Source organism: Acidimicrobiia bacterium (assembly GCA_041676705.1).
GTDB lineage: Bacteria > Actinomycetota > Acidimicrobiia > Acidimicrobiales > SKKL01 > Actinomarinicola.
The window spans coordinates 46,577-70,976 of sequence record JBAYRL010000009.1 but is presented as its reverse complement, the minus strand read 5'-3'; the positions used below and the strand labels follow the sequence as shown (position 1 = coordinate 70,976).

The window sequence follows — 24,400 nt, the reverse complement described above, 5'->3', positions numbered from 1 at the left end:
GGTAGGCGGATCATTGACCAGCCTTTTCTAATGTCCCCCCCGAAGTTTTTAGCAGTTGTGGCTATTTGGGTGCGGCGCGTTGGGGGACCAAACCACCACAGGTGACGGCCACCTACGCGACCTGATTGTTGAACCAACACGAAAAGGTCGGGGTTGTGGTGGGCTTCTTCGATCAGTTGAATCAACCAGGTATCTAACCCAGGGTCCAGATGGTCGAAATCAACGACCAAAAAATTGGGGGAAGGTCGCACACACCAAGATTGTGATGGTGTAGCGATGAGGTGTTGAACTTTAGTAGCCGCCCCGATCGTGTTATTGGGGAATAACGGCCACCCAACATCACCTAACCCTAAAACCTCGGCGATAGTTTCGGTTTGGGTCGGGGTTGGTTTGGCTGACACACAAAACCAAAACTGGTTCTGGTTTCCAAACCCAACTTTTGGGTCAGTTTGGTTTTGGTTCTGTGTTGGCCCACCAATAGTGGTAGTGCCGTATACTGGTTGTATGACTCCAGAACTTGAACCCTTACCAGAACTTTCGGGTTTTGGGTTGGGTTTTACTTGTGTTTTGGTTTTGTTTTGGTATGCTGGTTGGTGGCGAGTTGAAGCCATTGTCCTTCTTCTGGTCCAGGACGTTTCCCGTGGTTCCGTGTCAAAGGTTTTCGGGTTACGTCAAGCTATTGAAGGTTCCGAGCTGTTGGCGCAGCTTGGAACCTTCCTTTGTTTAGTCAAGCCAACCCTTAAACTACACGAATGTAACTACAAAGGTGTAGCTTTGTTTGGCAGATCGGTGTTCTACCCGCCTGCGAGGGTGACTCTCAGGGGGACTTTTCAACAGTGATAGCGAACGGACCTCCCACAACCCCCACTATTTCTTTGGTGCAGTGGTCCAAGCTGCTGGGTGTAACCCGTGAATGGTGCGCTCAGCTAGCTAAAAACCCAGAATGTTTTGTGTTGGCCTGGCCACCACGAAGTGCTTACAACCCAAAAGCGCGGTGGCTAGTAGACAAAGAAACCGCAGAACAATATGTGGCGCAACGCGAAACTAGCCCGGCACCTGACCAGAGTTTTTCTAAGATCTCTAGCCTTGGGGGTCGGGTTGAACCAGGATCCGATAATACTTTAGAACTCGCAGCGGCTTATGAAACTTTGGCTGAGATATCAGAGTCGTTGGCGACCATGGCTAAAGCACAAGCCAAACAGAACGAGGCTATTGGGGCGTTGTTAAGGAATCGGGCGACCAGTCTTTACAACCAGGCCTTCGACCGTTCCTGAAAGTACTGGCGCCTAGCCGGATCGGCTTTTTGTGGGGATGGGGACACCAAAACGGTGATGGTCGGATCGCCACCAAGTTGGGTTTTAGTTTTGGTTTTGTAGTGGCAGCCATTTTAGGGCTTCACCCAAAACCTTTTAGGCATCGAAGAGACCACCCCGAGAGGTGGTTGTGTTCAGGTCGCCTAGTGTTTAACAAAAACGTTTTTGGGGTGGTGTGCTCCCCTAGCGGGCAGAGTGGTTGCTAGCTGGTTTAGTTCGAGCGTCGCTGGTAGAGGTTCCCGCTGCGCCCAGTTTTTGGTGTCAGGGTTGTTTAGATGTGCGCGGTAACCAGTTTGTGGACAGGGTTTTTGGGTGGCTACCGTTTTTTGGCTGGTGGGATACCTTCATCATCAAAAAACGTGTTCAGCACGGTTTCAACAAAACCCGAAGTTGATTCGGCACCGCGTTGTTGGGCTTCTTCGTCTAAAAAGTCTCGTTGTGCTTGGGTCATTCGTAGCCGTAGATGAGACTGGGCGCCTACCGACACTCGTTTTCGTCGCGGTACCGCAAACGGGGATTTGGACCAGCTGTTCGCTTCAAAAAGCTGGTCGAGGCGTGGTTCGCATTCTTGGTAGGCTTGCGCCCAAACTTCGGTGTTGGTCGCTGCTAGTTTTTCTCTAGCGGTTCTCATCCGGTCTAACAACAGTGGATTTACCGTAAAGTTGTGGTTGATGATCTCATCAGGATCGGGTTCGTTTTTGTTGGGTATTCCATGGTCAGTCCCACCAACGGTAACAGAAACCGGTTGAGATGGTTTTGGTTCTGGTTTTGGTGTTGTTGGGGCAACGGCTGTGTCCGCAGCCGCAGGGGGTTCTAAAAGGTCACCTAGGCCTGCGGGTGGGTTTCCCCAAACAGACGGGTCGATTGGTTTAACGTTTTGTCTCCGTGGGGTTGCCACTTGATGTCCTCGCTAGGTGTTTTGGGCTCAGGGGTTTAGATTTGGGCGGTACGGCTACGTGTCAGCGCCATGCGTCTAGCGTTTAGAACTTCGAACGCTAAAGCTTCATAATCTGCGGCTAACCCTTCAGCTGTTGGCGGGTATGAGTGTCGTCGTTGGGTATGACACCAAGCCAGTTCATGTGGTAGCAAACCAAGGGTGCGGGCTTTGTCGGCCGGTGCTGGCACGTCACGAATAAAAGTGTTGAACACAATCACTTGGTTTCCTAAAAGAGCTTTGGCGTATTCCCTAGTGGAACGCGCTACAGCCGTTTCAGCGCGTCCCACCCCAAAAAGACATAGGCCCAACAGTTCAAGATCTGGGTTGTATTGGTGAGCTTCGCTGAAACGTTGCGCAACAGAACCTACTGCTTCTACTGAACGGTCATCGGTGGCGGTAGGAACTAGAACAAACCGTGACGCTATCAATGTGGACAGCTGCGCCCAAGCCTCCCCAGGGGGGCTGTCTATTATGATCAGATCGTATTGGTCGTTGAGATGTGCTAGCACCGCACGTAGGCGTAACAAACTTTCCGGGCCGTAGGTAACCCTAGGCACTCCCCTACTGTCAAGCTCGGCTGCGTGTTCAACAAAAGTCGCGCCAAGGTGTGCTAGTGCCTGTCCCCCAGGGATCAGATGAAGATTTGGGCGGGTAAAAAGCCATTCGTCAACCGTGACGTTTAACGCTTCGTCGCTTAACACATTTGGGGCTGTCCCATCAGGGTCAGCTAAGGCTGACAACAACCCTTCCCCATCGTCATCCAAATCTGGGTGAACACCCAAGGAAGGCGCACAGTTGCCTTGTTGATCGAAGTCAACGATCAGCACCTGACGGCCAGAATGAGCCAACAAGCCACCTAAACCAACCGCTAACGACGTTTTCCCCACCCCACCTTTAACAGTTTGAACCGCAAGAACGTTCTCACTGGCTTGTGTTGGGGTGTTGAACGATTTGCGCCAGTTAGTACCGCCGGGCGCTTTAGAAGCGTCTAAAAGATGTGCCACAACCCAAACAATAACACATGTGGCACCTTAAGGTACCCTCTGTTGCGTGCCAATAGCCTCTGATTAGGTTTGGGGTGTTGCACACACAACAACCGGGTCTTACAACCGCAGCATCCCAGCAATGCCCGATGCCAGAAGCTTACAGGTAGCTACAGGTGCCCCGAAGCTCACCTTACGATCGTCATAAATGCTGCTACCCGCGGTGGTTCGGGTTGGGGTTAGATAGCGTTGTTCGTGCGTTACGCAACAGGTTGGTTGGGGGAAACGAACCTGAGATGGAGAGCTGTGACACCCTAATGTGGGCTGTGGCATCCGTGTTGGTAACCGGCAGGTGGCGGGTATAGAACCTGCGCTGGTGCTTTGTGTAAGCGGCTGGGGGGCGCTATAGGTCGGTTGTTGTAGCCCACCAGCTGCTACACCTTTGGTAGCGGATAGCTTTAGCGACGCTTTGATATGTGGCCGCCAAACCGGATGTTCACAAGTGTTAAAGCGGTAGCTACGGGTTAGAGGTGCGTTAAAAACGGTGAGAAACACCGCAACATACACTGTCATAAACCGTATGTAGAGATGGGTGACAGACATTAAAACTGTGTTGGTCAGTTGTGCATACCGAACATTACACGACGTTGAGGTCGGATAGTGGGGGTTGGGTGTGGTGTGTGTATGTATTAATACTGCTACATGACCCACCACAATTTGCATGTGTATACCGGTATTTAACGTGGCGGTGTGCCCTGTTAAAGGAACGTCGAAGAGTTTAAACCGGTTGTGGTTGGCTGTGTGTATCCTCTGGTTTGGGTTTGTGGTGGTTACCTGTGGCCCTAAACGGTTGGGACGGTAAGCGAACTGGCCGGTTTGGGGCTGTGTAAAGACCGGTTTTAGGTGGGTTGTGGTCAGGGGACAATCAGAGGCAACTAGGCGGACATATAGGAGCATGTCAGCTGATAAGCGTTTGTGTTGCCTCAGATTCCAGAAAACGGGGGAACAACCCATTTCGACACTTTATACGATCTTTAAACCGATAACCACCAGTGTCGTACAAGAACTTTTGGTGGGGTGGCAAGGTTTGTTTCGCCTGGTAAGTGTTGGTTCGTAGCGTGGGGTTTACAGTAGAGTGTTGATATGGGAGACCAGGATAAATCGATTGATGATCTGTTGGGTTCGATCGACGAATACCTTGATGCTTTTGAAGATGACGACACACCAAAACCGTCGGTGTTGTTGCAAGGGTTACGTGATGATGACACCGGGTTGGGTAGGGGTAGCTCTGGTCGGGGTTTAACGGAACCTAAACGGGTACCTAAACGGTCGCGCCGGTTCCGTCCGAAGAACCAGTCGTTAGCTCCGCCAGGTTATGAACGTGATATTCGTGGGCGTTGGCGTTATTCAGCTACTGGTGAAATGGTACCAGGGGCCCGTGATTTAACAATATTAGATTTAACGTCTGGGCCGTGGTGTTTATGTCGAAACCATCGTCTGATTCCATATTCGGTTGCTAGTAGGGATGATGTGGCATCGCTGTTAGACACACAAAGCGTGTTGGTGGGTGGTTGTAGCAACCCAAAACCAGCACCGGGGCCGGGACGTACAAATATTCGTCAGTGGGTACCGCTCGACCCGGCAGTGTTTGAGGAACTGGCACAAGAACCGTTAGGGATCGTGGCGGGCGAGTTGATAGTCACAGAAATGTTAGACACCTTTGGGGTGGCGTTAAAAGCTGGTGGGATAGCACCCCGCACTGTTTCGGCGTATCTGGCTAGAGGTCAGATGCCGCAACCGCAGGGCCGTATAGCGAACGGTCCTGTGTGGTCTGTGCCTGTGATCGAGTTTTGGTTGGCAAGTCGACAGAACGGAATACAAAAATGAGTACCAGTTATCGTGTTGTGGTCGTTGATGACCATGCGGTAGTTCGTACCGGCACTGGACAATGGTTGGAACGTTACGGCTTTGTTGTTGTTGGTGAAGCTATGAACGTGGTTGAAAGTTTGGAGGTAGTGGGGGACACCACCCCCGATGTTGTTTTGACCGATTTGTCAGTACCAGGTTCTACCGAAACTGGTGAGATTGTGGTGGCGCTACGTAAAACGTTCCCAAAAATCCCGATCGTTGTTTTCACGGCCCATGTTTCCTCTACAAGTGTGCGTGCAGTGTTCCAAGCAGGTGCTTCCGGGTTCGTGTCAAAACTGGCGCCTCTAAGTGAGATACCTAGAGTTTTGTTGGAAGTAGTTGGGGGTGCGATCACCATTGATTCGTTGACCGCTACCGAAGTGTTACCAGAGATCGCCACCCAAAATGTGATGGCCCGCACTGGTGGTTTAACTGTTCGGGAACGAGAAATTTTGGTGTTAGCAGCAGAAGGCCAAACAAACGTTGAAATAGCAGCTCTTCTAGGAGTGTCACGGGCAACTGTAGCGTCGGAACTTGGGCGTCTTATGGACCGCTTTGGTGCTAGATCCCGTACTAACCTGATCGCTAAAGTGTTACGGGCCGGGCTTTTAAACTAAAAACCCTGGTTAACACAACAACTAGCCTTTGGTGTGGGGTGGTTGGTTAGTCGATGGTGGCTTTGCCAATAATTTGGCGTTTCTGGTTGGTGCGATGGCTAGGTTCTGGGAGGGCAGGGGTGTGACGCTCCGCCCTATTTTTGCGGATTTCTTGGATGTAGTCGTCAAAGATTTGTTGGTCATCTGGGTGGGGTGTGTCGTTACGGATGAACTCTAACGCTTCGGTAAAACTAGACCGTTCTCTTTGTCCTGGGGACATACCTGCAAAGTAGCCGGACCGGTCCCGTACCCCTTCTTCGTCTTCGTAGGTGTGTGCTAAACATTGTTCTCTTACCGGGCAAAGCCGGCACGCTGCTTGGGGAGCGGGTTGGATTGAATGTCCAGCGGGTACGAAATAGTCGTCGGGGCTTAACTCGGCACATTTGATGTCATCCAACCAGGACAAATCAGGTGTGTTGTGCAAAATAGCGGAAAGATCAGTGATCATAGACGGTACAGCCTTTCAAAAACCTAAAAAAAAAAGGGGGGGGGGGATAGTGGGGGGGGATAGGTTTTGGTTGTTATGGTCCCTAAGGGTGTCCGATTTGGGTACCACAACCACCGCTACCTTTTTGTGGGTCAGCGGTTATTCGATGTAGGACTCCCCAGTGTCTGGGTCGATCGCTACTTCGATAGCGATATCTGCTACATCGTCAAGCCCGCCAACGTGAGAGATACAAAACACTTGGCCGTATCGTGAAGCTAGGTTTCGTAGGGCGCTAGTTATTGAGTTGCGACGGTCTTTATCTTGCGATCCGAGCGGTTCATCTAAAATCAGAAAACCGGTACCGCCACCTTGGCCGACGAGCACGTCGGCCAAGGCTAGCCGCATCGATAAAGCAACCAGGTCGGTTTCTCCACCGGAAAGTTCGGTGAGGGGCTGGTAGGTGTCACCATCTAAAACCCGAACCGAGTAGTCATCAGCTAGTTTGACTAGCGAGAACCGTCCTTCTGACATGGAACCTAAAATGTCGGACATGGCACCTTCGAGTCGGGGCCTGATTTGGGAAGTTAGTTGGGTTTCAACTTTTTCTAAAACTTTCGCGGCTTCAGCAGCGACTGTGCCTTTATGGGCGGCTTTGTTTCGTGTCCCCACAATTTGGTTGTTGTGTCGCAGTTCAGCTTCTGCTAGTTCTACCTGGTTTTTAGCGGTTTGGGCTGCGGTAGCTAAATCGGTTACTAGTTCAAGTTCGCTCCGGTGGGTTTCTAGGATGGTGCGTCGATGTTCCCAAGCTTGGCTTAGTTCGGTAGGGACTTGGGCTTGTATCGTTTCGGTTTTGGTTTGTTCGAAACGTTCAGTAGCTTCTTGCACTTTGGTTTTGAGTTCTTGTTGTCGGGCAATAGCGGCTTCGCGTTCTGCGATCAAAGCTTTAGCGTGTTGTGCTGTTTTGATTTGTGCTGCTACTTGACCGGCTTGAGTTTGGAGCGCTTCGATGTCAAACTCGGGCGCTTCGAGGCGTTCTAGTTGTTGTTCATAAACGTCTTGGCGGCGGTCCAGTTCAACTTTTTCGCCTTCATATTGGGACAACTGGTTCAAAACCTGTTGTGTGTCTCGTATCTCGTTTTGGCATTTTGATAAAGCCGCTGTGATGTTGTTTAGCTCTTCTCGTAAAGCTTTACCTTCTTGGGTGGCTTCTGTGACCGCTGCTGCTGCTTTTTCGACAGCGGTTTGGGTTTCGCCTAAAAAGTCGTGGTGGTGTTCTTCACTGATTTGTTGTCCGCACCGTTCACATACCCCACCTAGGGTGGCGGCAGCGTCGCGGCGTTGCTCGGCTAGTTGAAGATCTCTACGTAGCCCCGCATGGTTTTCTAGAGCTGTGTTTATCAACCCGTTTTGGATGTCAAGATCGTCGGTTAACGTTTTGAGGGTTTGTTCTAAAATATCGATTTTGGTGGCTGCTTCGGCCGCTGTTGTATATTCAAAGCCACTAACCAGGGTTTCTAGGGTGTTTTGGCGGTCTACTACTTCTTTAAGTTGGCGAGTCAGATGGTTTCGTTGTTCAACGATTTGTTGAGCCATCGTCGCGGAAGCTAAATGTTGTTGGAGTTGGGAAGCTTCTGCTTGTAAAGCGTCTAAATCCCAGGTTTGTTCCGGTAAAGTCGGGATAACAATACTTTGGTGTTCTGCTTGTAGTCTGGCGAGCTCGGCTTGCGCTGCGGCGCTAACACCTTGGGCTAGGGCTGCTTTGCGGGACGCTTCCGCCCATTGATGTTCAATGTTCGCTGTGGTTTCTATTTCGTGTTCCAGGGTTGCTAAAGCTGCTCGTGTGTCAGCAACAGCGGCTTGGGCTTGTGCGAGGTGTTCTTCAGCTGCGCGGACTTTGGTAGCTAGAACCCCTACGTCGGTGATAGTTGGTAGCGTTTCGATTACGGCTTGTTGGGTGCGCCACAAACTTCGGATTTCTTGGCGGGCGCGGGTCACGGCATCAACCCGTAACAGTCGTGCTAGTTGTCGGGCACGTTCGTTTTTACCACCACGTCCGCCTTTACCAATAGCGGCGAACCCGTCAAGGTCGGCTTGTTGGGCAACAACTGAGAGCCGGTAGCCTGCACTGTCCATACCTAAGAGTTGTGTTACCGCTGCGGTAACAGACCGTGACCCTTCAGTGATTGGGGTGTCGTTGGTGAATAGTTGCGCAAACGCAGCGCTTTTTTCGCGGCGACGTACAATCCGGTGGGTGACATCCCCCAAGGTAAATTCTAGTTCGACGGTAACACCTTCGTGTTCCGCTCCGCGGTGGACAAGACGGTCTAGGTAACGAGCACCATGTCGTGTTTCACCATATAAAGCGAACGTGATCGCTTCCAAAATCGTGGTTTTGCCGGTACCGTTTCCCCCTGAGATAACAACAAGTTGTTCATTTGGTTGGAAAGTTAGTTCGGTGTTGGTATGGCCCCGAAAGTTTTCAAGACGAAGTTTGGTGATCATGGTTTGTTGTTTCCTTTAGGTGAAACCCGCCCGCTATACAACTATTTCTCGGTGGGTAACAAAACGTTGTGCGCCGCTATGAACCTGTGGGGCGGGGTTTAGGGGATCGGTACAAGTGTTTGGGGGTTGGTATCCGCTGGTTCGTTTTCAGGGTCTAGGGTTGGTTGGGGTTTCGAAGAGCCCATCTCGGTTTCAACTTCAGGGTCTGTGACAGCTAAATGTTTGGTGAGATAGGTTGTGATAAGTTCCCCAACTTCTTGTCTTCTGGATGCTGCTACGTCCTGGGTGGCTGTTTTGACAGCTTCCAGGATTGCTTGAGATCCTGTTGGGACATCGTTAGAAGTGATTGTGCTGTTTTGGTTTTCAGGTGCAATCGTTGTTACTTCGTAATGTAAACACCAACTGGTTTCTTGGCGTACGGCCGGCATGTGAACTAAACCCCACACTTCCCTGGCAACGTTTTTCACGATTTGTGCCACCACAGGTTTTTGGGTGTTGTCAAACCCGGCTCGGGCGTCTTTGAGCCGATCGACCAGCATCGTTGTGATAGTTTGGGGGTCAAGGTCGGTAGCGTCAATGACCGGTAGGCGAAACATTGGTCGGGTTGGCAGGTTTTGGGGTTCTACTTGTGGGCTGCTGCCGGGCTGTATCGTTACTTTTAGATAGCCTCGACCGGCGCCTTCTTCTCGCAGGTCACCAAACCCCATATTTTCTGTGGATCCCGCATACCAAATAGCACTTGGCGTGCCAGTGGTGCTGGTAGCGAAACTTACCGGTCCTTGTTTATGCCAATGCCCAAGCGCTACATAGTCCCAGGGTTGGGTTAACACTTCAGTAGGGATAGCGTATTCACGACCAATGGTACGGTGAAATAGTTTTGAACCGCCCGCTACACCATGAGCAACTAGGATCGACACTTTGCCTGGTGTAGGGGTAATCGTGTCAAATTCGTTTTCAGTAGCCAACGTTTTGAGCTGATCATGTGGTACTGCTGTCACAACTGTATTGGCCAGTTCTGGGGGTATTTCAGCATTGTTTTGTGTCCCGAAATCTATTTCTGTGGCAGCTTCGGTAACAACATGCACTCCTGGCAGGTCAGCGTAGAGTTCAAGGAAACATTCTGAATGCCTATTTGCGGGCTGGTCATGGTTTCCTGAGATGATCACTACCTGGCGTCGGGTACCGTCTGGGCGTAGCGCAGCCAACCGGGCCAGCCAACGACGCGCTACCAACAAGTCACGTACTGGCAGCTGGGGTCGTTCCCCAAGGTCGCCAGAGTGGATCACTAACGATGGGTCCCAGTCAATAATGTGTTTGCAAACATTGATAAAAGCGGTACCTATATCTGCTGAACGTACGTTAGCTCCTATAGGGGTTTGGGCACGATACGCAGAATAACCCAGATGGGTGTCAGAAAAATGGGCTAGACGGTACGGAACGTTTTTCATGTAACTATCGTGTTAAACCCTGCTGTTTTGCCACACCCCAACCGAACCCAAACCGTTCTAGGTTGGGTTTGTGAAGTTGAAAAGGTGGGGATACCTGCAGAGTGTTATCTTCAGAAGGGCAGTTGGGATCTATGTGGGCCTCTGATTCGCGAACTCTATACATCCCCAACAAAGCGTTTAGTTTGTTAGATACTGTTATTGCTTTAGTTATTGGTGCGGTGATAGTCGCCACAGCGTTTGTTGGTTACCAAAACGTGTTTATTCGTGCTAAAGAACAAACAGAGCTAGCTGCTTTAAAATCGGTGGTCCGTGAAGCCCAAGTACTGCTAGTTATCTCAGGTTCTGACCGTTGGGACACCCAAGCCGGGCTCGATGCGGTGTTGGGCGCTATAGAGGACTGACCTGTAGCTACTATCGCCGGGATTTACGCTTCTTTGGCTAGTGATGTTGTTGAAGCTGATATTTGGCCAAGTGCAGGTCAGGTAAGTTTCGTGCGGTCCCCACACACACTTTTGGTGGTGTCATCAACCAACGATGGTTGGTGTGTTACGGTAGCTCCGCCTACCGGGGCGATCGATGGTGGTTGTGTCACAACCGAAATTGTTGGTGAGCTAACCCCAACAGCGGCTGTCGCTGAGAATCTGATAGCGGGTTTAGTTCCTGAACTGCTAGGCGATCTAGAACCCTCCGATAACACCGCCCCGCTAAACACCCCCGCCAGATAAGACGGGATGGGCCATGATAGCAACAGGTGATCTGCATTCTTGTGGGCTAGACACAACTGGGGTGGTCTGGTGTTGGGGTCTAAACAATTTGGGGCAGCTAGGTATTAACAGCACCACAAACCAGCTAAACCCCCAACCGGTGGATACCGAGTTACGGTTCACAACTTTAGCTGCCGGGTCACGACATTCTTGCGGTATTGACACTTCTGGCGATGCTTGGTGTTGGGGCCAAAACCAGTATGGTCAGCTAGGGAACAACACAAAAATTGATTCGCTAGTACCAACCCGTGTAACAGGCAACCACACCTTTACTAGCCTTACAACTAGCAGCTCCACGGTTTGCGGGTTAGACAACATGAACAAAGCGTGGTGCTGGGGTCGAAACCAGAACGGCCAGCTAGGTAACAACAGTAGTGTTGATCAGTCTGAACCGGTAGCGGTTTTTGGTAACCGGTCTTTTAAACAGATCGTTACGAACGGATCTACTAGCTGTGGTCTTGCTAATAATGCGCAGGTGTGGTGTTGGGGCCGAGGAGTCCAAGGCGAGTTGGGTAATGGTACCACCACACCAAACCAGCTAACCCCCGTAGCTGTCTCGTCACCCCGTAGCTATGTGTCCCTGTCTGATTTGTGTGCTCTTGACACAAACGGGGCGGCATGGTGCTGGGGACTTGTAGATGGGGCGGTGCGTACCACACCGGTAGCTAAACACCCAGGATATTCTTTCAGTGCCCTGGTTAGGAACCGTTGCGGAATTTCGAACTCAACAGTTTTGTGTTGGGGTACCAACAGTAACGGACAGCTAGGCAACGGTTCAGAAGCTAACACGATAACACCTACCCCAATCGTAGGGGATTTAGAGGTGGTTCAACTAGCGACCAGCACAAACCATACCTGCGCTGTGGACACCAACGGCAAAGGCTGGTGTTGGGGGGCTAACAGCTACGGGCAGCTAGGAGTTGGCGACCAAACAAACCGTAACATCCCTGTAGAGCTACAAGTTTTAGGGGACAGTTAACCCACAACCCAGATCAGTGTTCAGGTTAGGTGTTGAAAACATGTTTTTAGAACACGAAAAACAAAGTTGGTGACATTATGTGGAATATTATGGCATGGGGTGTTTTGGTAGGGGTGTTTGTCGGGTCGCTGCTAGTTTCGGTGTGGTGGGGACGCCGTTCAACAGAACCACCACCCCAAGTTGGTAGCAGCCCCGAGTTTGGTCGTGCTAGTGACCGAACCTTTGACGTTTCTTAACAAAACCACCAAACCATACCAGTACTGTTCCTGCCGGTAACACTACCGTTAAAAACGGTGCAATAGTAGGATGGTTGTGGCCAAACAACCATATCGTCACACACATGTTTGGTAGTGTTGCACAAAAAATCATGACCAAACACTATCCCCGATGTGTTGTTACCTGCGGACCTATGAAACAACGCTGTTATTACAACTCTGCGACAACAAAACCCCAGGCCGATGTCATAACACACTTGGGGTTTTGTTAGCCGGGTTGTTGAACAATACTTGAAACTAAACGCCCCAACACCAAACCAAAAGCGGGTTTGTGTGTTTACTTTTTAAGATGGTAGGTGAGATTTTAGTGGGGTTGGGGTGGTGTGTGTTGTCAACGCTTCCAGAGGTGTTTGACATCACTAAACGAGCGGCTGTAAAAGCCGGGCCCTGTCCCCTTGGAGAAGGGGAGAAAGGAGGTCGGGTTATGAAACTCATAAACCTGACACCCCACGAAGTCAATATTGTAACCGAGGCTGGGATTATATCGATCCCAGCCTCCGGGGTGGTGGCCCGCGCGGCCGCCACCCCAACCCCTGTTGGCACCATCGAAGTAGACGGTGCCGAAATCGATTTGGTTTCCACGGCCTATGGTGCCGTGGAAAACCTACCGGAACCCGAGGCCGACACAATTTTTATTGTGTCGGCGCTGACCATCAGTGCGGCTCCCGACCGCACTGATCTCTTTTCCCCTGCCGACCTCGTACGGGACGAGGCCGGCAACATTATCGGGTGTAGGGCTTTTACACGTTAAAGCCCGACACCCAGGCACCCCCAACTGTAACGGTTGGGGGGTGTTTTTAATTGTTTGGTGTAACAGCTGTGGGGTGGTGTGTTTTAACAATATTTGTGTGTTGGTGTGTGGTTAGTCGAGTCCATAAGGGTTTTCCGGGTCGGGTTGGTAGGTGGCATGTAACCCTTTACGTCCCATGTCTGGAACCTGGATTTGTTCTAGTTCGCGTATAGCTTCGGTGGTGTTGGATGCTGCTGAGATAGTGGTTTCGACGAGTTCTTTTGGGATGCCTTCGGTGAGGTTAGCGAACGATTGGGGTTTGAGGTGTTCTTGTAGCACCCCAGCCCCTGTTTTAGCGCGTTTAGCGCCCCCCACAGTTTTTGCTTTACCGGTCCGCCACGCTGGGCGGGGGAACGTAACGATCATAGCGCCACGGAGGTTGTAGGCCCATAACGCCATTTGGCCTTTAGGTAGTGTCACTAGTCGTTCTATTAAACCAGAAGGTAGCCTCCCGTACACACCGGATGACAACTCGACGTCGCTGGTACGTCCCAAAGCACGGGTAGCAGCGTTGGAATATACGAGCTCATCAACAACCGATATTTTTTGGGCGGCGCCAAACATTGAGATCCCTGCGTAGCGTCCCTGGGTAGAGATCGTGCGTAACGTTTTTTTGACGGTAGCCATTTCCCCGCCTTGGGCAGGTGCGAAAGCGTTCAGCTCATCAGCTAAAATAATGACATGATCGACCCCGAGGGTCGCTTCTTCAGCGGATTGCATGATACGTTTCGTGGTGCGTTCCATAATGAAACCTTGAGTGTCGGCCGGGAGCCCTGAGATGTCGACCACCACGATTTGGCCGTGCCGCCAACCCTCCACAGCAATATCATCATAGGCTTCGTTGGCAGAGCCGGTAACGATCAGTCCTTTAGTACGGGCTGGTAAAGATGAAAACATGCGGTAAAGGCGACGCATGGTAGCAATATGGGTCCGACCCCCAAAAGCGGTGTCGGAACCGGTTTGTTCAGCTTCGGCAAGTTGTTGTTCAAACCAACGTAACATGTGGTTTAACGTGTCGATCCGGTTAGGGCCAGGGGTGTTTAAATGCAGATCTTCAAACTGTGAAACAAACGCTGAAAGTTTGTCGTCCTGGTAGATGTAGGGGAAAAGGGTAGGTAGATAGCGAAACACCATACGCAGATCCCAACGCAACGGGCGGGCATCTCGACGTTCGGAACGGGTATGGCCCTCATCTAACACGCCAGGAGACCACACAGTCACATCATCGAAAGGTTCCGCTGGGACACCTAAAGCTTGGTACAGTTCACGGTCAAGGTTTTGAAGTTCGTAACCTTGTTGGGGTGGTTCATCTAAATATAGAAGATCGGTGCCTTTAACATTAAAAATAAGTGCCCCTACCGAATGGTTATACAACCCGCCGGTGTAGACCGCTGAGCGTAACAAACTCATCATAAACGATGTTTTAGCAGCCAACCCGGAAAGCCCAGCGACTGTTAAATGGGCCCCTTCTGGGCCTAAAAGATATGTGCCATCCAAAAAAATTGGTGCGTATTCACCAGAAACAAGTTTCACAACCCCTGCTGGTATAGGCCATTCCATGTGGTCTAAACCAGTTGCTACCCCAAGTTCGGTAGCGGTAGCAGCTCGAACTATACCAGCGCGAACAGGGCGCATATGTTCAGAATGAAACACTTGAACATCGGCCACGACCACTTCTTGTAGTTGGCCTAGAGTGTTGGTTTGGTGTGTTGCTACCAGTTCTGCTTCAAGTGGTGTGCCAAACACCCCCACGGTACGCATGTCAACCACAGCACCAACCACAGCGCCTTCCACAGTGTCAGCGCACACAGCAGTACCGATCTCTACAGCGGTCCCCGCAACACGGTCCACAATAAACGAGAAACGACCAACGTTGGTACCCTCACCTTTAGGTAGATACACAGTGCCTAAAACGTGGGAGCGGTCTAGGGTTGCAGAGTTATTTGTTGCCATAGCTCTATAGTGTGAAACTTGTCGTTGACCACACACCCCAAACAAACCCAACCACCCAACATCACATGATTTTTTGTTACCTGTGGCATAGGGGTGTTGTTGGGTTTGTTTGTGAACCCGACCTGGGTTGGTGTTAAAACCCTAACGGTCGGGTGTTGTCCCACATGAAGAGCCAAAGCGTAGTGTTGGGAACGTTTAGCTACCTAGTTTTCAGGGGCGCAATGCGGGTTGGCTAGCTGGGTTAGTCCGTTACGGTCCCCAGCACCTAAAACCGCTGGTTGGGCACCTACATGTTTATACATGATTTGGGTTGAGTTTGGGGTGTGATCTAACCCCACAATATGGCCAAGTTCGTGTAACAAAACAGACCCTTGGGTACGGGTCCCAACAAAACCGGGCTGGTAGGTGGCAAGTTGTTCTAAATTGAGCGCAACAGCGCCGGAAACATAGCGCAGCCCTTCCGGTGTTTCCACATGGATTTGAGCAGCTCGGGCTACTTCTGTGCCTTTAAGTAGCGGGGTTTGGTCAGGAGTAGCCCACCCGATCAGCACGGGTGGCCATTGCCCGGTTTCGGTAGGGGTAACACCCCAAGTTTCGGTAGGGATCTGGTTTGTTTCACCCACATATTCAAACTTGTACCCGGTTTGGGTCGCAATATGTGCTACCGCGGTGTGAACGTCCTGTTCACCGGTTTCGCCACTGTTTTCCAAGTTGATTGTGTAACGTATCGCTTCGCAAGGTTCCCAAACCGCTGGGGTACCGTCCGGGTTAGTGAAACTAAAAACAAAACTGTTTTCGTGTTTAACGCTATCACCATCCCAACTGGTGGTTTCTGTGTAGGCACGTAACGCTTCGGTGTAGGCAAGAATATGGTAGCGTGCTGTTGCTAGGGGACCCGGAAGCCAGCGTGGCAAAACAGAAGGCCCGACCGTGAGCACCCCAACCACAACAAAAACAGTCAACCACCAGACGATTGTCAAAACCCGGCGGATTGTTTTAAAGATCTGTAGCTGTGCTGGTACTCCCATGGTTTAGCTCTCTTGACGTTTCACAAATCAAAAATGGGGGATCGTCGGGCTTTAAGATGTGTTTCAACAGCAGCTATAGGACCAATATGACGGTCACCTCTAGGGTCGGTGTTGCCAACGTTTTGACGACTGTTTAACACCTGGGCAGCTAAAGGTTCGAGAAGGTCTGGGTTGAAACTTTCCAACCTGACTAGCCCATAATCCCAACGATGGTTTTGGGCGTCTGTTAACCGTAGATAACAAGACCAGGTAACATCGAGATGTCCCCGGTTAGGTGGCATTTTAAAAATTGAGGACCGCCACGAAAACGGTAAAGACCACAGCCCGGTTTCATCAGCCAAGTAACGGGTATTTACTGTTTTGATCAACCCCACAAGGTTTCGGTGTGGTTTATGACCAATAAGGCTCCCGTCACATACGACAAGACCGTCGCTACTGTTAGTTCCGATAGCTTTTTGGGCTATGGTAAGTTCTAACGTTTCACGCCATTTGTGAATGTTTGCTACAGCGTTACGGGTAACATCGTCGGGTTCGGTAGCGTTGGTAGTTACTACCATATCGTCGGGTACAACCCCAGCCACTAAATGTTTGTCTTCTTCAGCGCAGAACAGACCTAACTGTTCAACCCCATGTTTTAACACCATCTCGGGGGTTAGTAGGCCTGCTGCTGCGTATTGTAAAACGATTGGGCGTTGGTTTTGCCAGCTCAGCACCCGCGATGCTTGTATACCGTCGATATAACCTTCGATCGGGGCTGGGGACACACCAACAATTTTGGTGGGTTTGTCTAATATTTCAGCCGGGTTTTCAGGAAGAAGTCGTGGTTTAGGGTTAACAAGTGTTTCACCACCATGGCCAAGCCCAAGAGTAGCTACAAGCGAGTACAGGTCAATGTTTGCTGTAGCAGATTCTGGTGTGAAGACTGGGGTTGGGTAGCGGGGCTCCATATTGGTAGCGTGTACAGTTTATTTCTGGTTGCACACCCCGAGAGAGCTTTGTTACCGACAGGGCGGTGTTGGGTAGCTAAGTGATTTTCTACCAACCCGTGTTTTGTGGGGTTGTTAGAAGTAGAACACGAGTGTAGCGGCGATGATACAGATCATGACAAGAAGCATCAGCCCTACCCGTAAAAAAGGTTTGGGTTTAGAGACCGGTCCCTGGCCTGTTTGTGGGACTGTTTGATATATCCCATCTGCTGGTGGGTCGTGTTCAAGGAACACAATAAAATTGTCAGGGTCAAAAACCTGGTGGTTTATGGAACCAAAATGTTGTGGGGTTAAACTAGCAACCCCTTGTTGGGGTGGTGCGCCTTGTTTCCATTGCCCTGTTTGGGTTTCATGTTCCCACTGCCCGCTAGTGGGGTTGATCCGCCACCGTATCCCCATATCGTCACGAGCTATCAGCTCACTTGCTTCGGTTTGGGCTTGGGTGGTTGTGATCTGGTGGTTGCGGTACCGTTCCACAAGATCGTTGTGTGCTGCTGCTATACGGGCAAGATTGGGGTGTAAACCGTGGTTAATCATAGACGGGCCAAAACGTTCCAACTAGCCCACCCCCACAAAAATATCTTTTAGGGGTGGGTTGGCTGGTGGGTGTGGTTACTGGTGTATCTGGCTTTTACCGTTAGACGCTATGTTGTAGCCAGGTAAAGTTTTTCCGGCGTCCAAAATTCGTTCAACAGTTCCGTCATCAAGGTCACCTAGAACAATGTCGTAGGTGATTTGGTTGATATCAGCATCCCCGAGAGTTTCTCGGAAATGGTCTGCGACGAGCCGGTCAAAAACGTTACGGTATGTAGGCCAAAGCTGTTCTAGGTGTTCGGCAGGTGTGTAGTTTACAAGCAGTTTGCCAGAAGTAGGGTTGGCGTTATCTAAATCAACTTCACAAACAACTTCACCAGAGTTTAACAACTCAAACTCGTCGGAATATAGCCACACGTTAGAAACCCAAGCAGCGTCATGCGAAACCCGTTGTGAGACCGGTACCGCTGCCCGATATGTAGCTGGGGGCATTGTTAACCGTTCAATGTCGGCTAACACCCGAAATTCGGCTAGTAACGAAATCGAATTTAGAGCGGCGGAAGCAGCTCGGGCGATAGTTTCAGTGGTGTTAGGTTTACCTAGATGCCCGATAAAACCGACCGCTATGTTACGTCCCACAGTGGGTGATTTAAGATAGATAGCTAGCTGTGCTGCGGAGTAGCCAAGTTCTAACGGTTGGTCTGGTTCGTCAGAAACCAGTGTAGCTACACCGTTAGCGTCGCGTGTGAGTGTGAACCGGTAGGTGTCGATAACAGTTTCAAACCTAGGTTTCGGTTTTGTTTTGGGTTCGTCCGTGTTCTTTGTGGGTTCAGCACTAGCATCAGCCTCGGAGGCGCTGTCAGGTTCGCTAGTCGCGACGCTGTTAGCGTCCCCGGTGAAAGTTTCCCCCAAATCAGGTAGCGTTTGGGTTGGGGGTTGGGTAGGTATATCTAACAGTGCTGCTAGCGGGTTGGTGTCTGTGTCCGGGATGGTTTCCGGTACAGGTTCTGGAACAGCTGTGGTGTCGTTGTGTGTTTGTGGTGCGGGTGGTGGAGTGGTTTTAATTTTGTTTCGTGTAGAAACTTCCACCACAACTTCATCGGTTTTAAGCTCGTTGTATAACGCTGAGCGCCGTTCGAGTCGTGTTAGGGGACCGTGAGGGATCGCTATAGGACGTTCAACGAGCGACGCAACGTTACTTTTAGTTAAATGTAACAAGCTGAACGCTACAAGGTTGTCAGTTACACGCATAGCGCAAGTAGCGTTAGGTTTTTGGAACGGCATAGGCCGACCGATATGGTCACTCGCGTTAAAAAATTCGAAGATGTCATCTTCGGTGCGGACCCTAACAAAAAACGCTTCTCGTGTTGGTCGCCGTGAAGTACGGTTTACAGTTCGTGACATGTTTTCTCCCAATAACTCTGCACCAGGTTTAGAGTGATCATCCCTTTTCGGGGGTTCAACCCTCACTTTGAGGGCTAGTTGGTTAGTGTCGGAACCCAACAAACCACCCAACCCGTCCCGCTTGAAAACATGGCCCCAGCTTTAGACACAACTACCACAACCAAGAGATGTCTGTGTTTCAGATATGGTTAGGTTTTTATAAGACCTGGACGTGTCTAGCGTTTCACGGTTTTAGGTCGGAAACTAAAGTTACGCTACTTGCTAGTAGATTACTCACAAGTAGCATATAACGCCATCGTAGAGGGGAACACAAACACCCCTTTTGCTGTCGGTCTGTTGCTACACAACGGTCCAGTACAGCTGTCAAGTACTGTTTGTGGTGTGGTGTGGTGTGGTGGCGGTTTTAACTAGTTAAACTAGGGTTGGTCGCCCGCAATAGGTTTAAGGTGGGCGGGTTATGTGTTGTTGTCTGTAGCTACCCCTAACACCGCTACAAAAGGTGCTAACCCGACTATCATGAACGCTATGCGCCACAACTCGGGACTGTCGAGGGATGTTATAGAAGTTACCGCTGCAACCGCTTCTCCAAGGACAGGGCTTTGTTGATACCACAGTCCCGCAACATGGTCGAACGCTATGATTCCAGCTAAAGCCCACAACGCGGTGCGGGTAATGAACGTCACCGGTGATAACAACAAACCTGATATCGCGCCGCCAACTAAAACCAGCAGGATAGCTTGGTTAAACGGCAACACAAACATGGCAGCGATCGCACCAACCATCAACACCGACGAAATCAGATGTTGAGCTCGACCAGCTTTCGTGGCACCTACCCCGAGCAACAAACAAACCAACCCAGGTAACATAACCGCCAAAGTAACTGACACTAAAGACACAATGCTGGTGTGGTTGTTAACCTCGGGCACAAGTTGTAACAGGTGCGCGAAAAGTGTTTGACCACTTTGTAAAATCCCGTCGGTAACACCACCCACCCCTGACTCTAACCAGTTGAGTGGTCCTACCACGATCAACGCTGCAATAACTAAACCTAAAAGCGCTACAAACATGTGGTGTACCGTGGCGGCGTAACGTGTTGAAACCACACCCTCACCAAAAACCATCGCACAGACCAACACCACCCATAAACGACAAACATGTGTGCCGGGACCAACAGCTAACACAATGCTTGGGACATCACCCACCACTAGTTTGTTACACAACACTAGTTCCGGGTCAACAACCGTTGCTAAACCATAACAGAACCCGAACTATCTCAGACACATTCTCTGACCAACCCCAACACACCTATCATGCCAACCAGCTTCTCTTTCACCACCCAAACACCCAAGCGTGGGAACCAAAACATTTTCGGGTTGCTCACCAAACTTCAAATACTGGAACCTTTAGTCCAGTTCAACAACACCACAGTATATGTGGCTTGCACCGCCCAAAGCGACCTTTTTTTGGCAGGCATATTCGATCAACAAAAACTATGTGACAACTGGTTGTATGTGCCGATCAGTCCGCAACGTTTAGCCCAATACAAAGCCGGACAACACCCTTTTCGTCAAGCATTCACTAACCCCGAGTTTTGGGTTGCCCACATCAAAACCACCCACCAAGAAACAGCAGTTGATGTGCTTAGCTTCCTCCAACCAGAACACATCCCACAAAACTGGCTACCAAACCCCGAATGGTTTCTAGCACCACAACCCTAAAACCTAAAACCAGGCGGAACACCACAAAGTGGTTTGAACCTGAACCAAACAAAAAGAACCACAAAACAAGCTTTGATATCAAGGTTGTGTGCGCCGCCAACAAAAACCCACACCATAGTGTTGTTACCATCTTTCCAAGCAGGAACACTCATGAAACATCAAACCCTACCCACCACAACTTCACCTGCTATCCGCCCGGACCACACCGCCGGCGCAGCGCCGACTGCCGCCCCACAAGAGGGGACAAGGACTGGTTTCATGTAAAGGCAACTATTTAAACTCTTGTTTAAAGCCCCAACTGAAACCGTCTCTACAAAAGTAGGACGGTTTTTTTGTTGTAACCACATGGGGGTGTAGCTCAGTTGGTAGAGCACCGGTTTTGCAAACCGAAGGTCACCAGTTCGAACCTGGTCATCTCCACCAAAATAGGGTGCCAGCACCCGAAACGTTTTGCTTGGCTAGCTCAACTGGTTAGAGTACCGGCCTTCCAAGCCGGGGATACGAGTTCGAACCTCGTGCCAAGCTCTGTAACAACAAACCAATTTACATTTGCCTGGGTAGCTCAGTTGGTAGAGCACGTTCCTGGTACGAACGAGGTCACCAGTTCAAATCTGGTCTCAGGCTCTCAAAACCTTCGGGATGTGGCGCAATTTGGTAGCGCACCTGGTTTGGGACCAGGAGGTTGGACGTTCGAATCGTCCCATCCCGACTAAACAATCTAAACCCCACAAACCGATCCCCGACGCTTTGTAGGGGTGTTTGCCCCTGCGGGGTTGGGACCCAACCCCCAGCGGTTCTGGCCAGTTGGTGCAGTGCCACCAAAATGCTGATCAAAAAAACAACACCCAGGTCGCCAAACCAAACCACAAAGTTTCTAAAGCCCCTCATACAAACCAAGAGCAACATCCGGCGAAGTGGGCAGCTGTGAAACCCTTGGGCGGGGTTTAGGGTCGACACTACCTTTGGGATAGCTGTTGAGCTGTCACAGCTGCGGCTAGTTGTTATATCGGCTCGAACAGCGACCGGTGTTCGTGTGTAACAACTTGTTATGTTCTCTAATTGGAGTGTTTCTGTGGTGGGGAAAGCCAGGTTAAGGCCATGTTTATACAACCAGAACAGTATCAAAGCGGGTTAGCTACCCAGGTTAGACCCCGCCGGTTTAGTGAGGTTGTTGGGCAGCGTGGTGTTGTCAAAGTGTTACAAACTGCTATCAAAAACCGGGCGTTACCTCAACAGCTGCTTTTCACCGGGGGTTCAGGGCTTGGAAAAACTACGTTGGCGCGGGTCACAGCCGCCGCGTGGCTATGTGAAGCTCCGGTTGAGGGGGACAGTTGTGGGCAATGTGTTTCCTGTGTGGAGCTGTATTCGGTGGGTGCTAGCCACCCCGATGTGATCGAATTTGACGCTGCGTCTCACGGTTTGAAAGACCAGATCCGGGATTTAGCAGAAAAAGCGATGATCGCCCCGTTACGTTCTTCCCACAAACTCTATATTATTGATGAAGCCCACGGGCTATCCACCGGTGGGGGCCAAGCTTTTCTGAAACTTTTAGAAGAACCCCCACCCCATGTTATTTTCATGTTAGCTACCACTGACCCGGACAAAATGTTACAAACAAACCGGGGAAGGTGTGTAGAGTTCGAACTTTCATATCCGTCCCACCAAGACCTTATAGGTCATCTACAAAAAGTAGCTTCCAACCAAAACTGGGTGTTAGACACACAAACCGCGACCGAGATAGTAGAAACCACCGACCCTGCTTTAGGGGTCCGGGGTTTGTTGATGGCTTTAGTTAAAATCAGTGGTCTGTTACACACCAACCCGGACCGTGAAGTTATCTCAGAGGTATTAGGTAACGCCCCACCAACACTACTGCAACAATGTTGGGATCACATATGTAACTTTGACCGTAGCAACACTTTTATAGTGTTAAACCAGTTACGTGACTACACTGACGACGCTAAGATCAGGGTTGGGTTGATGAGGTTGGCTTACCAACAAATGCTGGACATTAGCGCCCAAACGATCGATCCGGTAACAGTGTGGCGCCACAACGAGCTAGTAGAAACCCCCGCTGGGGTGGGCTGGTTAGACCGAACATTAGCTGTGCTGTCCACCCCTTCTTTGTCACCCACAACAACTCAGGGAACATTTGAGGCTTTAACACAAGAGTGGTGGACCAACATTTTGGGGGTTGTCACAGAACTTCAAACATTGTTTGAAACCAACCAACACCTGCTAAAAGATGTGTCCTACCATCAACAACCTGTTGAAGACACCACCGACAGCTATGGTGGTGACCCCCAACTTGACGAGTTGGGTTTCGAAGGGCACACAGGCGACCCCCAACAATCAGCATCAACCAGCAACCAGACCGTCGAAGCTGGGCGGGGGTCTAGCAACGAAAACATGCTACCAACAGATTTGTTACAAGTTTTCACCCAAAAAGTAGGTAAAGTACCGGCTGCTGTTGTGATGTCCTGCCAAATCAGTGGCGCAGGAAACCAATATGTGGTGGACGTCCCAATGTCACTAAAGTCAAGGTTAGAGCCCTATGTTGAACAGATGCGGGCTCTAGCCCAACAATTTAGCTACGAGTTAAGCTTTGTTTAAAAGCCAATCGGCTGCTTCATCCGCAGAACAGGCTTTGGTGTCCATAACAAGGTTTAACGAATCGATCCGTTCAGCGTCACACCGGTAGCAACGGACTTTACCTTTCACTACCCGCATAGAGGGGGTAGCATCCCCGTTGGTGTGTCGCTCAGGTCGGGGACAGTGCCACAGATCTCCGTCAGGGGTACGAGACCCAAGAGCGCTAAGTGTGACCTCCACAGGGGTTGCGGCAGCGGCGACTAGTTTTCGTTGCCTTGTAGAAAGTGTTAGCGGTTCTACAATAGCTGTACGGTCCTCAGATCGGGTTTCGCGGCGTAACAGCATAGCGGCACGTCTAATGTGATCTAAACGGTTGTTAGTTAAGGTAACAGTTTCATCTGTCGTGTTGTCAAAATCGGCGGTGGTGGCTAGGTAAGGGAAACGTTCGAGGGTGCCCTTATTGCGAAGCCCTGCTATTAAAACAAACTGGGCTACTGCGGTAGCAGGGTCAGGGTTTAACACCAACCGACAAGTTTTCGCAGCAACAATTTGTGTGGTGTCTTCCATCGTTAAACGTTCACCATCAACACTTAAAATCGTGGGATGTTCAGCCCCTACTTGGATAACGTCGATAGTTTGGCGTGCGTCAATACTTTGGGCTGCTTTACGGGCTTGGCTGTCAAGAGTTTCGATATCGATCACCGTGTTGTTTACAACAACGTTTAAACGCCGGCCCGCTAAAGTAGAAGCCGCCACATAGGCTTCTATCGCTGTTTCTATCGGGACGTTGGGACCTATATGGAACTGGACCCGTGTTCTAAGATCAGAAGGGCTTAACCCGGTGTTTTCTAAGGCCTGTACAACAGGGGGTTGTGGTGGATAGCTAGTAGCAGCGTTGTCACCCTCATTGTTCTCAGTGGTGTCGTTGGGGGTGTGTGTTTCGGTGGTGTTTAGGTCAGCGGTTTTCACATAGGGCGGCACAGACGGCGCGTCGCCTACAAAGATCACGATTTGGATCGGGCGTTCACCGTTGGGCCCGACTTGGGGGGTTTCATCTTTGTGGGGGCCGGTTACCGCAACAGTTTCGTTATCTGTTGTGGTGGGAGGTGGTTCTGGGGGTTCTGTTACGGTTGTGTTGCTAGTAGAGTTGTTTGTGGGTTGGTCGTTTTGCATGGTTTGGTAAACCTCTTGGAATGTTTGTTA

Annotated in this window: 22 protein-coding genes and 4 tRNA genes; 13 read left to right on the top strand and 13 right to left on the bottom strand. The window is 50.5% G+C overall.

Annotated elements, in window-relative coordinates; genetic code table 11:
• Nucleotides 1–401: bifunctional DNA primase/polymerase (locus tag WC184_11560; protein MFA7478501.1), on the bottom strand; the 401-nt coding region annotated here is incomplete at its 3' end.
• A 477-nt stretch (nucleotides 402–878) separates the two neighbouring features.
• On the opposite strand from WC184_11560, the gene WC184_11555 reads away from it, so the two are divergent.
• Nucleotides 879–1,274 carry a hypothetical protein gene (locus WC184_11555; GenBank protein ID MFA7478500.1) on the top strand — a complete coding sequence of 132 codons (396 nt, stop codon included), beginning with the start codon at nucleotides 879–881 and terminating at the stop codon, nucleotides 1,272–1,274.
• A gap of 355 nt (nucleotides 1,275–1,629) precedes the next feature.
• Here WC184_11555 and WC184_11550 read toward each other — a convergent pair whose 3' ends face one another.
• Both WC184_11550 and WC184_11545 read right to left on the bottom strand, forming a co-directional pair.
• The gene (locus WC184_11550) at nucleotides 1,630–2,211 is read right to left on the bottom strand and encodes a hypothetical protein (GenBank protein ID MFA7478499.1); all 582 of its coding nucleotides are present in this window, start codon (nucleotides 2,209–2,211) and stop codon (nucleotides 1,630–1,632) included.
• A 35-nt stretch (nucleotides 2,212–2,246) separates the two neighbouring features.
• Entirely contained in the window at nucleotides 2,247–3,254 is a 1,008-nt protein-coding gene (locus WC184_11545) for a ParA family protein (protein MFA7478498.1), read from the bottom strand.
• Between the two features lie 1,122 nt (nucleotides 3,255–4,376).
• Here WC184_11545 and WC184_11540 point away from each other — a divergent pair.
• Nucleotides 4,377–5,120, top strand: a complete 744-nt coding sequence (locus WC184_11540; protein MFA7478497.1) for a hypothetical protein — start codon at nucleotides 4,377–4,379, stop codon at nucleotides 5,118–5,120.
• Nucleotides 5,117–5,758 carry a response regulator transcription factor gene (locus WC184_11535; protein ID MFA7478496.1) on the top strand — a complete coding sequence of 214 codons (642 nt, stop codon included), beginning with the start codon at nucleotides 5,117–5,119 and terminating at the stop codon, nucleotides 5,756–5,758. The genes WC184_11540 and WC184_11535 overlap by 4 nt, the downstream gene beginning before the upstream one ends.
• A 46-nt stretch (nucleotides 5,759–5,804) precedes the next feature.
• On the opposite strand, the gene WC184_11530 is transcribed toward WC184_11535, so the two are convergent.
• The 3 genes from WC184_11530 to WC184_11520 form a co-directional block, all read right to left on the bottom strand.
• On the bottom strand, nucleotides 5,805–6,245 hold the full coding sequence (locus WC184_11530; protein ID MFA7478495.1) for a WhiB family transcriptional regulator: 441 nt from the start codon (nucleotides 6,243–6,245) through the stop codon (nucleotides 5,805–5,807).
• Nucleotides 6,246–6,383: 138 nt separating this feature from the next.
• The gene (locus WC184_11525) at nucleotides 6,384–8,726 is read right to left on the bottom strand and encodes an SMC family ATPase (GenBank protein ID MFA7478494.1); all 2,343 of its coding nucleotides are present in this window, start codon (nucleotides 8,724–8,726) and stop codon (nucleotides 6,384–6,386) included.
• A gap of 98 nt (nucleotides 8,727–8,824) precedes the next feature.
• Nucleotides 8,825–10,174: a metallophosphoesterase gene (locus WC184_11520; protein ID MFA7478493.1), complete on the bottom strand. Its 1,350-nt coding sequence runs from the start codon at nucleotides 10,172–10,174 to the stop codon at nucleotides 8,825–8,827.
• Between the two features lie 131 nt (nucleotides 10,175–10,305).
• Between WC184_11520 and WC184_11515 the strand changes: the two genes are divergently transcribed.
• From WC184_11515 to WC184_11500, 4 genes are all read left to right on the top strand, one after another.
• A complete protein-coding gene (locus WC184_11515; protein ID MFA7478492.1) occupies nucleotides 10,306–10,575 on the top strand; it encodes a hypothetical protein in 270 nt (89 codons plus the stop codon).
• 33 nt (nucleotides 10,576–10,608) lie between these two features.
• On the top strand, nucleotides 10,609–10,899 hold the full coding sequence (locus WC184_11510) for a hypothetical protein (GenBank protein MFA7478491.1): 291 nt from the start codon (nucleotides 10,609–10,611) through the stop codon (nucleotides 10,897–10,899).
• Nucleotides 10,900–11,994: 1,095 nt separating this feature from the next.
• On the top strand, nucleotides 11,995–12,153 hold the full coding sequence (locus tag WC184_11505) for a hypothetical protein (GenBank protein ID MFA7478490.1): 159 nt from the start codon (nucleotides 11,995–11,997) through the stop codon (nucleotides 12,151–12,153).
• Nucleotides 12,154–12,616: 463 nt separating this feature from the next.
• A complete protein-coding gene (locus WC184_11500) occupies nucleotides 12,617–12,943 on the top strand; it encodes a hypothetical protein (GenBank protein ID MFA7478489.1) in 327 nt (108 codons plus the stop codon).
• Nucleotides 12,944–13,054: 111 nt separating this feature from the next.
• Here WC184_11500 and WC184_11495 read toward each other — a convergent pair whose 3' ends face one another.
• From WC184_11495 to WC184_11470, 6 genes are all read right to left on the bottom strand, one after another.
• Complete coding sequence (locus WC184_11495) at nucleotides 13,055–14,935, bottom strand: hypothetical protein (protein MFA7478488.1); 1,881 nt, start codon at nucleotides 14,933–14,935, stop codon at nucleotides 13,055–13,057.
• A gap of 203 nt (nucleotides 14,936–15,138) precedes the next feature.
• Nucleotides 15,139–15,897 carry a matrixin family metalloprotease gene (locus WC184_11490; GenBank protein MFA7478487.1) on the bottom strand — a complete coding sequence of 253 codons (759 nt, stop codon included), beginning with the start codon at nucleotides 15,895–15,897 and terminating at the stop codon, nucleotides 15,139–15,141.
• Between the two features lie 86 nt (nucleotides 15,898–15,983).
• Nucleotides 15,984–16,910, bottom strand: coding sequence for a hypothetical protein (locus WC184_11485; protein ID MFA7478486.1), 927 nt, complete (start codon nucleotides 16,908–16,910; stop codon nucleotides 15,984–15,986).
• Between the two features lie 114 nt (nucleotides 16,911–17,024).
• Entirely contained in the window at nucleotides 17,025–17,486 is a 462-nt protein-coding gene (locus WC184_11480; protein MFA7478485.1) for a hypothetical protein, read from the bottom strand.
• Between the two features lie 75 nt (nucleotides 17,487–17,561).
• A complete protein-coding gene (locus WC184_11475) occupies nucleotides 17,562–18,887 on the bottom strand; it encodes a hypothetical protein (GenBank protein MFA7478484.1) in 1,326 nt (441 codons plus the stop codon).
• 455 nt (nucleotides 18,888–19,342) lie between these two features.
• Nucleotides 19,343–19,990 (bottom strand): hypothetical protein, encoded by a 648-nt coding sequence (locus WC184_11470; protein ID MFA7478483.1) that lies wholly within the window; start codon nucleotides 19,988–19,990, stop codon nucleotides 19,343–19,345.
• Nucleotides 19,991–20,197: 207 nt separating this feature from the next.
• Between WC184_11470 and WC184_11465 the strand changes: the two genes are divergently transcribed.
• The 6 genes from WC184_11465 to WC184_11440 all read left to right on the top strand — a co-directional run bounded on the left by WC184_11465 (nucleotide 20,198) and on the right by WC184_11440 (nucleotide 23,218).
• Nucleotides 20,198–20,605: a DUF6575 domain-containing protein gene (locus tag WC184_11465; protein ID MFA7478482.1), complete on the top strand. Its 408-nt coding sequence runs from the start codon at nucleotides 20,198–20,200 to the stop codon at nucleotides 20,603–20,605.
• A gap of 347 nt (nucleotides 20,606–20,952) precedes the next feature.
• Nucleotides 20,953–21,028: transfer RNA gene (locus WC184_11460), tRNA-Ala, on the top strand.
• A gap of 29 nt (nucleotides 21,029–21,057) precedes the next feature.
• Nucleotides 21,058–21,130 (top strand) — tRNA-Gly (locus WC184_11455).
• Between the two features lie 26 nt (nucleotides 21,131–21,156).
• Nucleotides 21,157–21,229: transfer RNA gene (locus WC184_11450), tRNA-Thr, on the top strand.
• Nucleotides 21,230–21,240: 11 nt separating this feature from the next.
• Nucleotides 21,241–21,314 (top strand) — tRNA-Pro (locus WC184_11445).
• Between the two features lie 389 nt (nucleotides 21,315–21,703).
• The gene (locus tag WC184_11440) at nucleotides 21,704–23,218 is read left to right on the top strand and encodes an AAA family ATPase (GenBank protein ID MFA7478481.1); all 1,515 of its coding nucleotides are present in this window, start codon (nucleotides 21,704–21,706) and stop codon (nucleotides 23,216–23,218) included.
• Here the strand turns inward: WC184_11440 and WC184_11435 are convergent.
• On the bottom strand, nucleotides 23,204–24,370 hold the full coding sequence (locus tag WC184_11435; protein ID MFA7478480.1) for a hypothetical protein: 1,167 nt from the start codon (nucleotides 24,368–24,370) through the stop codon (nucleotides 23,204–23,206). The genes WC184_11440 and WC184_11435 overlap by 15 nt on opposite strands.
• Nucleotides 24,371–24,400 lie beyond the last annotated feature (30 nt).

Coding starts and splice junctions, on each gene's coding strand:
- WC184_11540 (MFA7478497.1), top strand. CDS start 4,377: ATGGGAGACCAGGATAAATCGATTGATGATCTGTTGGGTTCGATCGAC.
- WC184_11435 (MFA7478480.1), bottom strand. CDS start 24,370: ATGCAAAACGACCAACCCACAAACAACTCTACTAGCAACACAACCGTA.
- WC184_11440 (MFA7478481.1), top strand. CDS start 21,704: ATGTTTATACAACCAGAACAGTATCAAAGCGGGTTAGCTACCCAGGTT.
- WC184_11485 (MFA7478486.1), bottom strand. CDS start 16,910: ATGGAGCCCCGCTACCCAACCCCAGTCTTCACACCAGAATCTGCTACA.
- WC184_11520 (MFA7478493.1), bottom strand. CDS start 10,174: ATGAAAAACGTTCCGTACCGTCTAGCCCATTTTTCTGACACCCATCTG.
- WC184_11535 (MFA7478496.1), top strand. CDS start 5,117: ATGAGTACCAGTTATCGTGTTGTGGTCGTTGATGACCATGCGGTAGTT.
- WC184_11480 (MFA7478485.1), bottom strand. CDS start 17,486: ATGATTAACCACGGTTTACACCCCAATCTTGCCCGTATAGCAGCAGCA.
- WC184_11495 (MFA7478488.1), bottom strand. CDS start 14,935: ATGGCAACAAATAACTCTGCAACCCTAGACCGCTCCCACGTTTTAGGC.
- WC184_11525 (MFA7478494.1), bottom strand. CDS start 8,726: ATGATCACCAAACTTCGTCTTGAAAACTTTCGGGGCCATACCAACACC.
- WC184_11530 (MFA7478495.1), bottom strand. CDS start 6,245: ATGATCACTGATCTTTCCGCTATTTTGCACAACACACCTGATTTGTCC.
- WC184_11475 (MFA7478484.1), bottom strand. CDS start 18,887: ATGTCACGAACTGTAAACCGTACTTCACGGCGACCAACACGAGAAGCG.
- WC184_11500 (MFA7478489.1), top strand. CDS start 12,617: ATGAAACTCATAAACCTGACACCCCACGAAGTCAATATTGTAACCGAG.
- WC184_11505 (MFA7478490.1), top strand. CDS start 11,995: ATGTGGAATATTATGGCATGGGGTGTTTTGGTAGGGGTGTTTGTCGGG.
- WC184_11465 (MFA7478482.1), top strand. CDS start 20,198: ATGCCAACCAGCTTCTCTTTCACCACCCAAACACCCAAGCGTGGGAAC.
- WC184_11515 (MFA7478492.1), top strand. CDS start 10,306: ATGTGGGCCTCTGATTCGCGAACTCTATACATCCCCAACAAAGCGTTT.